This is a genomic window from Pseudomonas pseudonitroreducens, from assembly GCF_021603645.1.
Lineage (GTDB): Bacteria > Pseudomonadota > Gammaproteobacteria > Pseudomonadales > Pseudomonadaceae > Pseudomonas > Pseudomonas pseudonitroreducens.
Genome location: NZ_BQHJ01000005.1, coordinates 395,667 through 410,581 on the forward strand (window position 1 = coordinate 395,667; position 14,915 = coordinate 410,581).

Consider the following 14,915-nt stretch of genomic DNA (forward strand, 5'->3'; position numbering starts at 1 on the left):
TATAGCCCCGCCCAGACCGATATAGCTCGGTATTATCGCGCTCCTCCCCTCTGGAATATCTCACCCCCTCTCAGCCAATCGTGCCGAACGGCTCCCTCTCCCCCTGGGAGAGGGCTGGGGTGAGGGGGGCTTCAGTGAGAGAAAATCTCAAGCCGCCTCGCTCTTCACCCGCAGCTTCTCGTAAGCCTGCTGCTCATCCTCATCCAGCGCGATCACATAAGGCTCGATGGGCTTCTTGAAACTGGTCATCTCGCCGTCGTCATCTTTTTTCAGGTGCGCATGACAGAACCAGTCGGCGTCATTGCGCAGCGGGTAATCCACACGGTGGTGGTACAGGCCCCAGCGGCTCTCGGTACGGAACAGCGAAGCGCGGGCGGCCATTTCGGCGCAGTCGCGGATCACGCTGACTTCCATGGCGCGCATCAGTTCGTGCGGGTTGCTGGCCTTGAGCTGGTCGAGGTCGCGGGCGATCTCGGCGAAGCGCTGCAGGCCGATCTCCATCTTCTTCGTCACCTTGGGCGGCTGCAGGTAGTCGTTGACCATGCGCCGCAGCTTGTACTCCACCTGTGCCGGCGGCAGGCCGTGCTCGCGTTTCAAAGGGGCGAAGACGCGTTCGCGCTCGCGCTCGACCTGGGCGGCATCCACCTCGCTGAACTCGCGGCCGGCCACGTACTGCGCGGCATTGGCCCCGGCGAACCAGCCGTAGGTAAAGGCGCCAAGCATGTAGTTGTGCGGCACGGCAGCCATGTCGCCGGCCGAGTACAGGCCCTTGACGCTGGTCTCGGCCTTCTCGTTGACCCACACGCCCGAGGCCGAATGGCCGGAGCAGAAGCCGATCTCGGAGATGTGCATTTCCACCATCTGCTGGCGGTAGTCGGTGCCACGGTTGGCGTGGAACTGGCCGCGGCTGGGGCGTTCGTTGCTGTGGAGGATTTCCTCGATGGTCTGGATGGTTTCCTCGGCGAGGTGATCCAGTTTGAGGAACACCGGGCCGTTGCCGCCTTCGAGTTCCTGGTGGAACTCCCACATCATCTGGCCGCTCCAGTAGTCGCACTCGATGAAGCGCTCGCCCTTGCTGTTGGCGGTGTAGCCGCCCAGCGGGCCGGTGACGTAGGCGCAGGCCGGGCCGTTGTAGTCCTTGATCAGCGGGTTGATCTGGAAGCACTCCAGGTTCGAGAGTTCCGCGCCCGCGTGGTAGGCCATGGCATAGCCGTCGCCGGCATTGGTGGGGTTCTCGTAGGTGCCCATCAGGTAGCCGGACGAGGGCAGGCCCAGGCGGCCGGCGGCGCCGCAGGCGAGGACCACCGCCTTGGCGCGGATCACCTGGAACTGCGCGGTGCGGCAGTCGAAGCCGAGCAGGCCGTTGACCGCGCCTTCTCCATCGGTGAGCAGGCGGGTGACCACCAGGCGGTTGGTGATCTCGATACGCGCTCGCTTGAGCTGGCGGTACAGCACCTTCTTGATGTCATGGCCCTCGGGCATGGGCAGCACGTAGGCGCCCATGTGGTGGACCTTCTTCACCGCGTAGTCGCCGACTTCGTCCTTTTCGAACTTCACGCCCCAGCGGTCCAGTTGCTGCAGGGTCTCGAAGCTGTGGGTGGCGTAGGCGTAGACCGCCGCCTGGTTGACGATGCCGTCGTTGGCGACGGTGATTTCCTTGGTGTACTGCTCGGGCGTGGCGTGGCCGGGGATGATGGCGTTGTTCAGGCCGTCCATGCCCATGCTGATGGCGCCGCTGCGCTTGACGTTGGCCTTGTCCACCAGCAGCACGCGCAGCTCGCGGTTGGCTTCCTTGGCCTTGATCGCCGCCATCGGCCCGGCGGTGCCGCCGCCGATCACCACGATGTCGTAGGCGAGTTCCTTGTCCTCGGGGATCTGGGAGAGATCGAACTGGGTCATTGGTGCTGTCCCTTGTGGCGGTCGATGCGCAGGCGGTACTGGAAGGCGTCGCCGCGGTAGTAGAGGTGTTCGTAGTCCAGCGGCGCGCCGTCAGCGGTGTGGGTCAGGCGTTCGATGCGCATCACCGGCGAGCCTTCTTCCACCTCCAGCGCGCGGGCCAGTTCGGCGTCGGCGAGGATGGCGTCGATGGCGAGGTCGGCATGGCCCAGGGGCAGGGCGCAGTCGTTTTCCAGGATCAGGAAGATGTCGCGGCTGACCAGGTCGGCCTTTTCCAGCCGCTTGCCAATGGCCTCGGGCAGCCAGGTGATCTCCAGCGACACCAGCTCACGGTTGACCAGGCGGGCGCGCTTGATCTGCACCACGTTCTCGCCCTCGGCCACCTGCAGCCGCGCGGCGACCTGGGCGCTGGCCGGCACGCTCTTGAAGCTGCGCAGGCGGTTGATCACTTCGTAGCCGCGCTGGGTCATGGATTCGCCCAGGCCCTGCAGGGTGCTGACGTTCTGGAACGCCTTGGGTTTGGCGACGAAGGTGCCCTTGCCGTGGATCTTGAAGATCAGCCCTTCCTTCTGCAGGTCGCCCAGCGCCTGGCGCACGGTAATCCGGCTGACCTCGAAGGCCTTGCCCAGCTCGGCTTCGGACGGCATGCGGCTGAGCGGCGGATAGGTGCCGTCGAGGATGCGCGTGCGGAGGATTTCCTTGAGCTGGCTGTACAGGGGAACGGGGGAGAGGGGGAGTAGTTCGGCCATAGTTCATAACTTGTTATGACGAGATGCCGAAACTATAAAAGGAATAGCTGACTCAGGACAAGAAACGATTTCGCATAAGCATAGAAAGCGCCGTCAGCAGGAGGCGTACGGCTTTTCGTAGGAGCGAGCTTGCTCGCGAACCGCTTGATTCCGCCGCGTCCGGGTAATCCGTTCGCGAGCAAGCTCGCTCCTACAAAACCCAAGGCCCCTAACCCTCTCCCGCAAGCGGGAGAGGGTACTGTCCTGAGCGGTGAAGAGATCGTCGCTCGCCGGCTGACTTCGTTGCTCCCAATCGCACCGAATGGCTCCCTCTCCCTCTGGGAGAGGGCTGGGGTGAGGGCAAGCCCTGGCGAAGATATCCCCGTTCCGTAGGGTGGATAACGCGCCTGCGTTATCCACTGTGCATGGGGTGGCGGATAACCTGTTCCAGGTTATGCGCCCTACGCTGGCTTCAGAACGGCCGGCTGCCGCTCAGGCTGATGCGCTTCAGGCGCCGCTTCTCGCTGGCCGGGAAGGCATTACGACCATGCAGCACGGCCTGGTTGTCCCACCAGACGATGTCGCCGACCGACCATTTGTGGCTGTAGATCAGCTCGGGCTTCTGCAGATGCTCGCGCAGCTTCTCCACCAGTGCGGCGCCCTGCACCGGATCGGCACCGGGGATTTCCACCTCGGTGTGCACGGAGAGGAACAGCACGCGCTTGCCGTTCTCCGGATGGGTGCGCACCAGCGGATGTTCGGTGCCCTGGATCGGCTCGATGTCCGGCGTGCGGTAGCGCACGAAGGTGCCGTTGTAGCCGCCGCTCTTCAGGCGGATGAACGGGTTGTAGTTGATCAGGCGCAGCGGATCGATCTCGGCGCGGGTTGCCTCGTCCAGTGTTTCGTAGGCGCGGGCGAGGTTGGTGAACTGGGTTTCGCCGCCGGTCCTGGGCACCTCCAGCGCGTAGAGGAAGGAGCCGGAAGAGGGCACCGGGGTCCACTGGTGGTCGACGTGGGCCGGCAGGGCGAAGTTGCCCAGTTCGCCGTCCTCGGTGTTGGCCACCTTGACGATGTCCGGGGCCTTGCCGTCGGCGCCGGAGGACAGCACCGGCACGTCCGCCGGCGGCTGGAACACCGCGCCGAACAGGGTGGCGAAGCGCAGGTACTGCTGATCGTCGAGTTGCTGGTCCTTGAAGATCAGGATGTGGTGCTCGCGGTGCGCCTGCCTGATCGCCAGGATCTGTTCCGGCGTCAGTGGTTCGCGGGCGTCCAGGCCGCGCACTTCGGCGCCCAGCGGGGCGTCGAGGGGAATGATGGCGAAGGGTTCGGGGGTGGGTTGTTGTACGGCGTTGGATTGGGTCATCTCGATAATCCTGAGTTTGCGGCTTGCCTCACCCCAACCCTGTCCCGGAGGCAGAGGGGGCAGTCCGATGCAGCGGGGCATCCCGTTGCGCCGATCTACTCCCTCTCCCACTGGGAGAGGGCGGGGTGAGGGGCTCTGGGAAAAGGCTCAAACCTTCTTGATCGTCCGGCTGCGCTGCCCGTCGACGCCCACCGGCACTTCGCCGCTGAGCGTCACGCGGCGCACGATGCGCGGCTGGCTGCCGTAGTCGTCGACGGCGTAGTGCTGGGTCGCGCGGTTGTCCCAGATAGCCACGTCGCCCGGCTGCCAGCGCCAGCGCACGGTGTTTTCCAGGCGGGTGACGTGGCTCTGCAGCACGGCGAACAGGTGCGCCGAGTCGTGCTGCGAGAGGCCCTTCAGGCGCTTGACGAAGTGCCCCAGCAGCAGCGTCTTCTCACCGCTGATGGGGTGCACGCGCACCACCGGGTGCTCGGTCTCGTAGACGGTGGAGGTGAACACCTTGCGGTATTCCTCCAGGCGCGCCGGGTCGACGTTCGGGCGCACGCTGGCATAGTCGTATTCGTTGCTGTGCACGGCCCAGAGCGAGTCGGCCAGCGCCTTCAGCTCCGGTGTCAGGTCGTCGTAGGCGCTGGCCGTGTTGGCCCAGACGGTATCGCCGCCAGACTCCGGTGCCACCACATTGCGCAGGATCGAAGCCTTGGGATAGGCGTCGACGAAGGTCACGTCGGTGTGCCAGGAGTTGGCGCGGCGGCCCTGGGCGCCGTCCAGTTCGAGCAGGTAATGGGTGCCTTCCTGCACCGGCACGGTGGGGTGCGCCACCGGCTCGCCGAGCAGCTTGGCGAAGGCTTCCTGGCCCTGGTCGTCGAGCTGGGTCTGGCCACGGAAGAAGATCACCTTGTGCTGTACCAGCGCAGCCTGGATAGCCTCGATGGTGGCGGCGTCGAGATCACCGGAAAGCTTCACGCCGCGAATTTCCGCGCCGATGCGCCCGGCTACCGGGTGGATATCCAGGTGGGCCAGGTCTTGCTGAATGGCTTGTGCTGCATTGCTCATCTCATCGTCCTCTTGCTGTGGCAATTGCGCCGCGCCAAAGACGCGGCGGATGGGGATCAGAAGTCGTAACGGACCGACGCGCCCAGCGTGCGCGGCTGCCCCACCGAGGCGGTGTAGGAGCCGTTGATGCTGGCGAAGGCGGCCAGGTAGTAGTCCTTGTCGAAGGCGTTCTTCAGCCAGACCGAGGCGTCCAGCTGGCCGTCGCCGAGGTCCTTGCGCAGGCCGACGGAGAAGTTCGCCAGGCCGTAGCCGTCGATCTTCGAGAGGTCGGAGTTGTCCAGCGTGCCTTCGGCCTCGGAGCGGTAGGAGTAGCTGCCGGTCACGTAGGGGCGGATGCCGTCGTCGAGGTTCCAGGCGTACTCGCCATTGAGGTTGGCGATCCATTTCGAGGCGCCCACCACGCGCTGGCCGGTGAGATCGCAGGAGGCCGGTGCGCCAGGCTGGGTGGAGACTTCCGCCGGGCACGGCGCATCCTTGAACGACAGGTAGGTGACGTCGTTGTAGGAGCCGTTGACGTTCAGCGTCAGGCCGCGAATCGGCAGCGCGGTGGCTTCGAACTCCAGGCCACGCGAGCGCACGCTGCCGGCGTTGGAGAGCACCGAGACCAGCTGGGTGGAGCCCGGCGGCTGGTACAGCGTGGTCGCCTGGTAGCCGTGGATACCGGTCCAGAAGAGGTTGGTGTTGAGTTGCAGGCGGTTGTCGAACAGGGTGGTCTTGATCCCCAGTTCGGCGTCGTTGGCGCGCTCCGGGCCGACCAGCAGGGAGTCGGCGCCGGCCGTCGGCGCACTGGCCACGGCCAGGTTCACGCCGCCGGATTTCTCGCCGTGGGACAGCGAGGCATAGCCGAGCAGGTCATCGGTGAACTGGTAGCTCAGGCTCAGCAGCGCCGACGGCGCGAAGCTGTAGAGGCTGAGGTCGCCCGAGTCATAGGCGCCCAACTGGTTGCGGCGCACCAGCGCGGCGGTGCCGCTCACCGGAGCGCCACCCACCGGATCGAAGCGCTCGACCTTGGCGTCCTTTTCCTCGTAGGTGCCGCGCAGGCCTGCGGTGAAGTCCAGCTTGTCGGTGAGGTGCCAGGTGCCCTGGGCGAACAGCGCGAAACTGTCGGTCTCGATCTTGCCGTTGGCTTTCGAGTAGGTGTTGTTCAGGGCGTTGAGGTTCGCCCCCAGCAGGTACGGATCGGCCAGCGGGTCGTAATCGGTGAAGGTCTTGTTGCCCAGGTTCTGGTTGAACGCATAGGCGCCGAGCATGTAGTCGAAGAAGCCGCCAGTGGGCGAGGCCAGGCGAATTTCCTGGGAGAACTGGCGGTCGTGGACTTCCACGCCGGTGTTGTTGATCGCCGAGACGTTGAGCTGCTCGTCGTTGGCCGGGGTGAAGTGCCAGTAGCGGTAGGCGCTGATGGAGGTCAGCTTGTAGCCGCCGTTGAGGTTCCAGTTGGCCTCCACCGAGCTGCCGCCCTGGTGCACGCTGACGTGCTGGCGGCTGTTGATGTTGACCTTGTGCCGGTCGGGATCGCGGATCGGCGAAGCGCCTACCGCGGCGGCGCGCTGCCAGAAGCGGTCGGCGGCGCCATACACCACCATGCTGCCGTTGCTCGAATCCTCCTCGTTGTAGTCGTTGATCCAGCGCAGGTCGAAGTCCTCGTTGGGCTTGAACAGCAATTGCCCGCGAATGCCCTGGCGCTCGCCGCCATTCAGGTAGTTGTCGTCGTGGACGTTCTTGATGTAGCCGTCGTCGCGGGTGCGGTAGGCCGAGACGCGCCCGGCCAGGGTGTCGGTCAGCGCGCCGGAGACGGTGCCCTTGCCCTGGAAGTAGCCATCCTGGCCGCCGGAAACCTCGACGCTGCGTTCGGGGCTGAAGGTCGGTGCGCGGGTGCTGATGTTCAGCACGCCGGCCGTGGTGTTCTTGCCGAACAGGGTGCCCTGCGGGCCGCGCAGCAGTTCCAGCTGCTCGATGTCCAGCAGGTCGAATACCGCCATGCCCGGGCGGCCCAGGTAGACGTTGTCCAGGTAGACCCCGGCGCTGCCTTCCAGGCCGTCGCTGGCCGGGTTGTTGCCGATGCCGCGAACGGCGATGCTCGACTGCCGCGCATGGATGAAGGCGACGTTGACGCTGGGCAGGATCTGCTGCAGGTCCTGCACCTTGTAGACGCGCTGGGTTTCCAGGGTTTCGCCGCCGACCACGGTGATCGGCGTGGGCACCTTCTGCGAGTCCTCCTCGCGGCGGCGGGCGGTGACGGTGACCTTGCCCAGGGTCGCGTCGGCCTTGGCCGGCGCGGCGCTAACGGCCTTATCGGTCTGGGCGGCAGTCGTGCTGTCCTCGCTTTCCTCGGCGAGCACCGGCAGGGCGCCGCCCAGGGCCAGCAGCAGGACCACGGCATAATCCGGGGCGCGCAGCCGGCGCGGGGCGAAGGGGAAGGGCGAATGTGTCGAAATCATGCTGTGTCCTTGTCTGTCCGCGCCGATCGCGGGCAAAAGGGGGCCGCGCCACAGGAAAGTGGCGAGCGACGTTTTCAGTAGGGGTGGGTGCGGCTTCTACTGTCAGCGACAGCGCGACTGACGCATTCGCGGGTAAAGGAGGTGCAAGGCTGGCATCGGGCGACTCCTGGTCTGAGCTATATTCTTAGTTCATAAAAGAATAGATGTTTGTTTTATTCTTCATTGACGGAATAAGAGCTTGCATTTAAAACCAGCGCATAACGAGCGGCAAATGCCTTTGCCCACTATTTTCAATGCCGGAAATGCATCATGGATTTGCGCCAACTCCGCTACTTCATCGCCCTCAACGAACACCGCAGCTTCGTTCGCGCGGCCGACGCCATGGGCATTACCCAGCCGGCGTTCAGCCGCAGCATCCAGGGCCTGGAGCAGGAGCTGGGCTGCCGCCTGGTGGACCGTGGCAGCAAGGACCTGCGCCCCACGCCAGAAGGCCAGGTGGTGCTGCAGCACGCGCTGAGCCTGGTGCAGGGGGCGAACAACCTGAGCCACGCAGTCGCAAGACTGAACAAGCTGGATTCGGGAGAGTTGCGTTTCGGCAGTGGCCCGGCGCCGGCGCAGAAGCTGGTGTCCGACGCGGTGTCGCGCTTCGTCCAGCGCTACCCGCGCATCCACATCCAGTTCGGCGTGGACAACTGGGAGCGCCTGGCGCGCAGCCTGAGCCGCGAGGAGATCGAATTCTTCGTCGCCGACATCCGCCATTTCGAAGCCGACCCGAACTTCCAGACGCGCGCGCTGAAGCCGCGCAGCGGTTTGTTCTTCTGTCGTGCGGGGCACCCGCTGCTGGCCAAGGAGAGCCTCTCCACCAACGACATGTTCGCCTACCCGCTGGCGGCCACGCTGATTCCCCCCAGTGCGCGGAAGATGCTCGCCAACCTCAGCGGCAAGATCGACATCAGCACCAATGTGCAGTGCGAGGACATGGCCTCGCTGGTGCGCATCGTCAGCCAGACCGATGCCGTCGGTATCGCGGTGGAGGAGGCGCTGAGCGAGCCGATGGCGCGCGGGGAACTGGTCAGGCTGCATTTTCGCAACCTGCCGCAGAACGTCGACATCCTCCAGGCCCGCTGCGGCATCGTCACCCGCAGCGGCGACCGCCTTTCAGCAGCGGCGCGGGCGATGATCGAGCTGCTGGTGGACCTTGATGCGGGCGTGGAGAGCGAGGTGGCGTGAGGCTCGCTCGCGGGGGTATTCGGCGATGCTCCTCTGCGGCCTGAGGCCTATCGCGGACGGAGTCCGCTCCTACGAGATATCTCTGCGCTTGGGCCACCCCTCACCCTAGCCCTCTCCCAAGGGGAGAGGGGACCGTTCGGTGCAGGATCAAACCTTAGCGTCAGTCGGATCGGAATGCCCCCTCTCCCTGAGGAGCGGGGCGCGCAGCCAGGGTTGGGGTGAGGGGGTAGATGCAGCGGAGGACTATGCAGAGAAGACTGTTGCTCCTACGTAACCTGACGCTTCAGCGGGACGAGCTCCATCCTTGCTGAGCGAGCGCGATATGCGTAGGAGCGGACTCTGTCCGCGATTGATTCACCGGCGGTACCGGGCCTGCAAGGTGCTCAGTCACTAGAACCCGCTCTCACGCAGGGCGACAGCCAGCAGGCGGGTAAAGCCCTCGCCGAGCCAGCTGCGCCGGGCGCCCTCGATCTGCAGGTGGCCGCGGGTTTCGTGCAGCCCGGGCGGCGCCGCGTCCAGCTTCACCAACACATGGAACAGCGCCGGGTTGGGGACCAGGGCTTCGCCCTGCGGGTTGACGTTCAACGGGCCGCCGTAGCGCGAGGCGAGCATCGGTTGTTCCAGCTGGCTGATGCGCGTGGTGCCGATCAGCACGACCTGGCCCTCGATGGGGTGCGGCACGCCTTCCGGGTAGAAGCGCACATGGCCGCCGTCGGTGAGGCGCTGCACTTCGTCCTGCTTGACGTAGGCATCCACCAGCCAGTGCTGCGGGTCCACCAGCACGCCGATGGGCTCGCGGGTGTTGATCCACTGGCCGGGTTTCCAGTCCGGGTTGACGTCCATCCAGCGCCCGGCGAAGGGCGCCTGCAGGTTGAGACGGGCCATCTCGTTGCGCGCGGCGCGCGCCTGCTGGTACTCGACGCCCAGGCGCTGGCGGGTGACGGCTTCCTCGGAGAGCCCCGACGGGTCGGCCAGCATGCCGGCCAGGCGGCCCTGGTAACCGCGGATACCGGCTTCGCTGCCGCGGATCTTGGCGGCGATATCGGGTTCCTCCATCACCGCCAGCGTCTCGCCCTGGCCGACCGCGCCACTGGGGCGCAGGTCGCGCAACAACGCCGGGAAGGGCGCGTAGACGTGCAACTGCTGCGCCGCACGGGCCACGCCCATGGCGTGCACCTGGGTGCGCCAGGGGATGGCGAGCAGGAGCAGCAGGGCGCCCAGCACGGTGAGGAACACCAGCTTGCGCCGCGGCTTCACTTCCGCGCGGCGTTGCCACCAGACCTTGAGTTCGCGCCACACGGGCTGAACGATGAACCAGCTGATTTCCACGGCGAACAGGAAGATCCCCAGAAGCTTGAAGAAGAAGTAGTAGACCGCCACGGCAATGCCGAGGAACAGCAGCAGACGGTAGACCCAGGTGCCGAAGGCGAAGGCCACCAGCGCCCGGCGCTTGCTGGTGGGGAAGTGCTCCGGCCAGGGCTCGTCCAGCCCCAGCAGGTTGCGCCGCAAGGTGGTGCGCGCCAGGGCGCCGGCGCGTTCGTGCAGGTTGGGGAAGTCCAGCAGGTCGGAGAAGATGAAATAGCCGTCGAAGCGCATGAACGGGCTGGCGTTCAGCGCCAGCGACAGCGCCCAGCTGGTGGTGGCCAGGTACAGCAGCGCATTGCGCAACGGCCCGGGGTCGGCCAGTGCCCAGCCCAGCGTCGACAGCCCGGCCAGGCCCAGTTCGGTGATGATCCCGGCGCTGGCGATGGCCAGGCGCTGGCGGTTGCTGCGCAGCTTCCAGCTTTCGCCGGTATCGGTGTAGAGCATCGGCCACATCACCACGAAGGCGATGCCCATGTGCGCCACCTTGAGCCCCAGTCGCGTCGCCACCAGGGCATGGCCCAGCTCGTGGAGCGTCTTCGCCACCACCAGCGCGGCGGCAAAGCTGAGCAGCCCTTCGAAGGAAAACGACTCCACCACGTCGTGGGTGAAGGTGTCCCACTGGTGCGTCACCAGGACGATCCCGGCGAGGCTCAGGAGCAGCACCAGCAGGGCCACGTAGCGATTGAACAGCCAGTCGAGGCTGCCGGCGATAGCGCGCAGGAAGCGCTGCGGGCGGAGCAGCGGGATGCGGAAGAACAGGTAGTGGTGCAGCCACCAGTTCCAGGTCGTCCACTGTTTCCCTTCGCTGCGCGCAGCCAGGCGCGCCAGGGCCTCGGGACCAGGGCGGAGCAACTGGTGGTGTTCGAGGAACTGGCGGAAGCCCAGCACCTGCTCGGCCTCGGGCTTGAGCGCGGTCTGCTCGGCGATCTGCTCGCTGATCTGCCGGGGCGTCTGCTCCCAGCGCAACAGGCATTCGAATTCCAGCCAGCCAATGCGGTAGAAGCGATTGAGCACGCTGTCCTGGATCACCCACACCGGCTCGCCGTCCGGACCGGGCGCGGCTTCATCCAGGCGCAGGTCGTCACGCAGGGGCGGGGTGGGCAGGTCTTCGGCGGCAATTTCCATCCGGCCCTCCGTTACCAGCCGGTCCAGGCGCGCAGCGAAGCCAGCGGGCGGCGCAGCAGGTAGTAGCCGAGCACCACGCGCTCGCCATACAGCTTGGCGGTGCCGTGCAGGCCGAGCCGTGCATGTGGCGGTGGGTCCTCCACGCTGGCGAGCAGCCGGTAGGAGGCGACGCCTTCGTCGCTGGGCTTGGCCTGGTAGCTGGTGTCGAGGATTTCCCCGTGCAGCGGGTCGAGCGGATAGGCAGTGAGGAACAGCGCCACTTTCGCTCCCGGCTCCAGCGCAATGGCGTCGGCCACCGGCAGCTGGATGCGCATGCCCGGCGCCTTCGGGTCGGCGATCTGCAGGATGCGCTCGCCGGTCACCACCGGCTTGCCCAGCCAGTCGTTGGGGTCGCTGTACACGGCAACGCCGGCGCGCGGTGCGAGCACGCGGGTACGCGCCAGTTGTGCCTGTACGGCGGCCAGTTCGGCGCGGCGCTGGCGGGCGCGGCCGTCGAGCACGGTGAGCTCGCTCTTGCTCTGCGGGTTGTCGAAGGCGCGCTGGCTGGCGGCCATCAGCTCGGCGTCGGCGACGGCGACTTCCTTGGCCAGCACGTCGGCGCGGCTGCGCAGAGTGGTTTCGTCCAGCTCGAAGAGTGGCGTGCCGACGTCCACGTTCTGGTTGGGACGAACCAGCATCTTGACTATCACCCCGTCGATGGGCGAGCTGATTACCTGGGCGTTGCGCGAGACGACTTCCGCCGGCGCCAGGGCTGTCTGCCGTACCGGGATCAGCAGCAGCGCCGCCAGCGCGATCACACCGACCAGCACCTGGCGCTTGCTCGGTCGCCAGAAGCGCAGGCGGGTACGCGGCCCGAACGAGGCCCAGGCATGCGCCCAGGTCTGCCAGATACCCTGCAGCAGCGGCTGCAGGTTGCGCGCCGGCGCTTCGTCCAGGAGGAACAGCACCAGCCCCAGGCGCTTGCCGCTGCGGTCGTGCAGCGGTACGCACCAGAGCCCGGCCGGCCACCATTCGCTCCAGCCTTCGGCGATGTCGGCGGGCGGGGCGATGGCGTCGCGAGCCAGCCAGCTGGGCGTGGCGTCGGGCAACTGCGCGGCGACCCAGCGGCTGGCGCGCTCCAGCCAGACCAGGTAGGGCGAGTCTTCCGTGGGCTTGGCCAGGCCGGACACCGCCAGCAGTTCGTTGCGCGACTCGTGGCAGGCGAACACCAGCGCCTGGTGGAAGCGCAGCAGCGGGAACAGGTCGTTGGCGATGCTGAAGGCCAGGCCGCCGAGGGAGTCGGCGGCCAGCGCCTTGTCACGCACATTGGCCAGGCTCAGCAGCAGCTGGGGTGGCGGCAGCAGCTCACTCATGGCTTTCGGGGAAGCGCGCCACCCCGCTCATGCCGGCGATCAGTTCGGGGTAGCTGGCGTCCAGCTTCGCCTCCAGCTCCACGGTCTGCGCCACGGCGTCGACCCGCGCGTTGATCACGCTGACCTTGGCCGGGTAGTGCTTGCCGGTTTCGTGGATGTCCACTTCCAGCGGCATGTCCGGGCGCAGGTTGGGCAGCATGGAAGAGGGCACGTTGAGGCGGACCTTCAGCGCGCCATCGCTGACCAGGTCGAACAGCGGCGTGCCGGCCGTCACTGTCTGGTAGGGCTTGACGTAGACCTTGGCGATGCGCCCGGCAAACGGAGCATCGACCAGGCAGTAGCCGGCCTGGGCGCGGGCCAGGGTGAGCGCGCCGTCGGCCTTCTGCAGCTCGGTGTTGGCCATGGCTACTTCCAGGTCACCCACCGCGTCGAGCTTGCGCAGGTTCTGCTTGGCCGCCAGGTTGGCGCGGGCCATGTTCAGTTCGGCAGCGGCGACCTTGGCGCGGGCGTTGACTTCGACGCAGTTGAGCTGGGCCAGCTCGGCGTCCTTGGCGACCTTGTCGCCGAGGCTGGCCTTGAGCGCGCCGAGGGTGCCGTTCATCTGGGCGGAAAGGGTGGTTTCCAAGTTCGACACCAGCAGCACACGGATGGCCCCCGGGTCCTGGTTGTCGGGGAGTGGCGGCAGGCCGCTGGCGTCATCGGCCAGGGCCGGCTGGAGCAACATCAGGCACAACGGGAGAAGCAGGTACGGCTTACTGCGCGGCATTGACGGTTTCCTTCTGGCCAACGGTCGCTTGCCCGATCGAGGGTTGCCTAATCGCGGGTTGCCCGGCAGCGGCGCCGCTGCTGGCGAGCAGATTGGTGCTGGTCTGCTGTTCCAGGGTGCGTTGGATTTCCCGCGCGAGGGTCTTCACGTCGTGGTTCTCGATTTCCTTGGGCATCACCTCGAAGCCCACCGAGTTGTACAGCCGGCCCCAGGCGGCCTGGGCGTCGGAGTAGGCGGCTTCACGCTGGTAGCGCGAGAGCAGGTAGCGGCCTTCGGCGCGGATCAGCTCCAGCTCGCTGCCCAGTGCGGCGCCACGGGCGGACTGGGCATAGCTGAGCAGGCTCTGGTCGACGCGCAGGCTCTCGTCGGCGAACTCGACTTCCTGCCGGGCCAGTTGGTAGCGCAGCAGGCCGACCCGCACCTGGGTCAGGATGGCCATGGACAGCGCGGTGCGGCGCATGTCGTCGGTCTTCTCCTGGCTCGCCTCGGCGGCCTTGATGTCCGGGTACTGTGCCAGGCGCAGCAGGTTCATCGAGACGTTGATGCCGGTCTGGTTCCAGTCGTTGTTGTACAGGTACTTGTTGGAGTCGTACTCGTAGCCGTAGTTGAAGCTCACGTTGGGCCACAGCTGGGCCTTGGCGATCTTCAGGTCGTTCATGTCGACGCGCTTGCGGTACCACTCCTCCATGATTTCCGGACGGCGCTCCAGGGAGAGCCGTTCGAGCTGGTCGATGTTGTTGGTCACCAGCGGCAGCGGCTGTTCGCCGACGTCGGCCAGGACCATTTTGGTATTCGGCGGCAGTGACATCAGCGCGGCCAGCTCGGCGCGGGCGAACTCCAGGTCCTGGCGGCGCACGGTGAGCATGTACACCGAGTCGAGCAGGGCGCGCTGGTAGGCGAGGATGTCCTGGCGCGGCAGCAGGCCCTTGCCTTCGGCCTCGCGGGCGGAGGTCAGGGCGCGGTGGGTGCGCATCAGCAGGCCGTCCACTTCCGGCAGCAGGCGCTGGGCGCCGAGGGCGCGCCAGTAGGCGTTGCGCACGTCCTGCAGGACGTTCTGCGCAACCTTCTCGCGGCGCTCCTCGGCCATCAGCATCTGGTCGTTCTTCTGCTGCGTGCGGTAGTAGGCGACGCCGAAGTCCAGCAGGCTCCAGGACAGCCCCAGGCTGTAGAGCTGGCGGTAGCGCTCCTCTGACGTCGAGGGACGCAAGCTGACCTGGCGGTCCTCGATGCCGATGGAGGTGCCACCGGAGTCGTTGTTGCGTCCGGCGTAGCCTGCCGAGGCGACGACGCGCGGCAGCATCTCGTGGCTGGTGACGTCGCGCAGGTCGGAGGCCAGTGCGCTTTCCAGCAGCTTGAGGCGGTAGTCGAGGTTGTATTTCAACGCTCGCGCAGAGGCTTCGTAGAAGGTGATCGGCCCGCTGACCGGTTCCTGCTCCTTGTACATCCGTGCCTGGTCTTCGATCACCCGCTGGCGCATCTCCTCCTCGGTGTAAGGCTTGGGCTCGAACGCCGAACAGGCGCTGAGCAGAATACTCACGGTGATGGTGGCGCTCAGGCATTTCAGTGCATAGGCGGGCATGTTCTGTCCTTGATCGATCT

The 14,915-nt window shown here is 66.3% G+C and carries 9 protein-coding genes and 1 pseudogene; 1 reads left to right on the forward strand and 9 read right to left on the reverse strand.

The features are described 5' to 3' along the window. Positions 1-147: 147 nt before the first annotated feature. From L6D89_RS14905 to L6D89_RS14925, 5 genes and pseudogenes are all read right to left on the reverse strand, one after another. Positions 148-1,899, reverse strand: a complete 1,752-nt coding sequence (locus L6D89_RS14905) for a fumarate reductase/succinate dehydrogenase flavoprotein subunit (protein WP_236200283.1) — start codon at positions 1,897-1,899, stop codon at positions 148-150. Then, a complete protein-coding gene (locus tag L6D89_RS14910; protein WP_236200284.1) occupies positions 1,896-2,645 on the reverse strand; it encodes a GntR family transcriptional regulator in 750 nt (249 codons plus the stop codon). The genes L6D89_RS14905 and L6D89_RS14910 overlap by 4 nt, the downstream gene beginning before the upstream one ends. A gap of 451 nt (positions 2,646-3,096) precedes the next feature. Then, the gene (locus L6D89_RS14915; RefSeq protein ID WP_236200285.1) at positions 3,097-3,987 is read right to left on the reverse strand and encodes a TauD/TfdA dioxygenase family protein; all 891 of its coding nucleotides are present in this window, start codon (positions 3,985-3,987) and stop codon (positions 3,097-3,099) included. A gap of 147 nt (positions 3,988-4,134) precedes the next feature. Further along, positions 4,135-5,040 carry a TauD/TfdA dioxygenase family protein gene (locus tag L6D89_RS14920; protein ID WP_236200286.1) on the reverse strand — a complete coding sequence of 302 codons (906 nt, stop codon included), beginning with the start codon at positions 5,038-5,040 and terminating at the stop codon, positions 4,135-4,137. Between the two features lie 56 nt (positions 5,041-5,096). Then, a pseudogene (locus tag L6D89_RS14925) lies at positions 5,097-7,464 on the reverse strand (TonB-dependent receptor); the annotation flags it as partial. 323 nt (positions 7,465-7,787) lie between these two features. Between L6D89_RS14925 and L6D89_RS14930 the strand changes: the two are divergent. Next, positions 7,788-8,708, forward strand: coding sequence for a LysR family transcriptional regulator (locus L6D89_RS14930; RefSeq protein ID WP_236200288.1), 921 nt, complete (start codon positions 7,788-7,790; stop codon positions 8,706-8,708). A 390-nt stretch (positions 8,709-9,098) separates the two neighbouring features. On the opposite strand, the gene L6D89_RS14935 is transcribed toward L6D89_RS14930, so the two are convergent. Genes L6D89_RS14935 through L6D89_RS14950 form a run of 4 tightly spaced genes read right to left on the reverse strand, consistent with a single transcriptional unit; the run spans position 9,099 to position 14,895 of the window. Further along, complete coding sequence (locus tag L6D89_RS14935) at positions 9,099-11,198, reverse strand: site-2 protease family protein (protein ID WP_236200289.1); 2,100 nt, start codon at positions 11,196-11,198, stop codon at positions 9,099-9,101. Positions 11,199-11,209: 11 nt separating this feature from the next. Beyond that, complete coding sequence (locus L6D89_RS14940; RefSeq protein WP_236200290.1) at positions 11,210-12,550, reverse strand: efflux RND transporter periplasmic adaptor subunit; 1,341 nt, start codon at positions 12,548-12,550, stop codon at positions 11,210-11,212. Further along, positions 12,543-13,316 (reverse strand): efflux RND transporter periplasmic adaptor subunit, encoded by a 774-nt coding sequence (locus L6D89_RS14945; RefSeq protein WP_236173358.1) that lies wholly within the window; start codon positions 13,314-13,316, stop codon positions 12,543-12,545. The genes L6D89_RS14940 and L6D89_RS14945 overlap by 8 nt, the downstream gene beginning before the upstream one ends. Continuing rightward, complete coding sequence (locus L6D89_RS14950) at positions 13,303-14,895, reverse strand: TolC family protein (RefSeq protein WP_236200291.1); 1,593 nt, start codon at positions 14,893-14,895, stop codon at positions 13,303-13,305. The genes L6D89_RS14945 and L6D89_RS14950 overlap by 14 nt, the downstream gene beginning before the upstream one ends. Between the last annotated feature and the right edge of the window lie 20 nt (positions 14,896-14,915).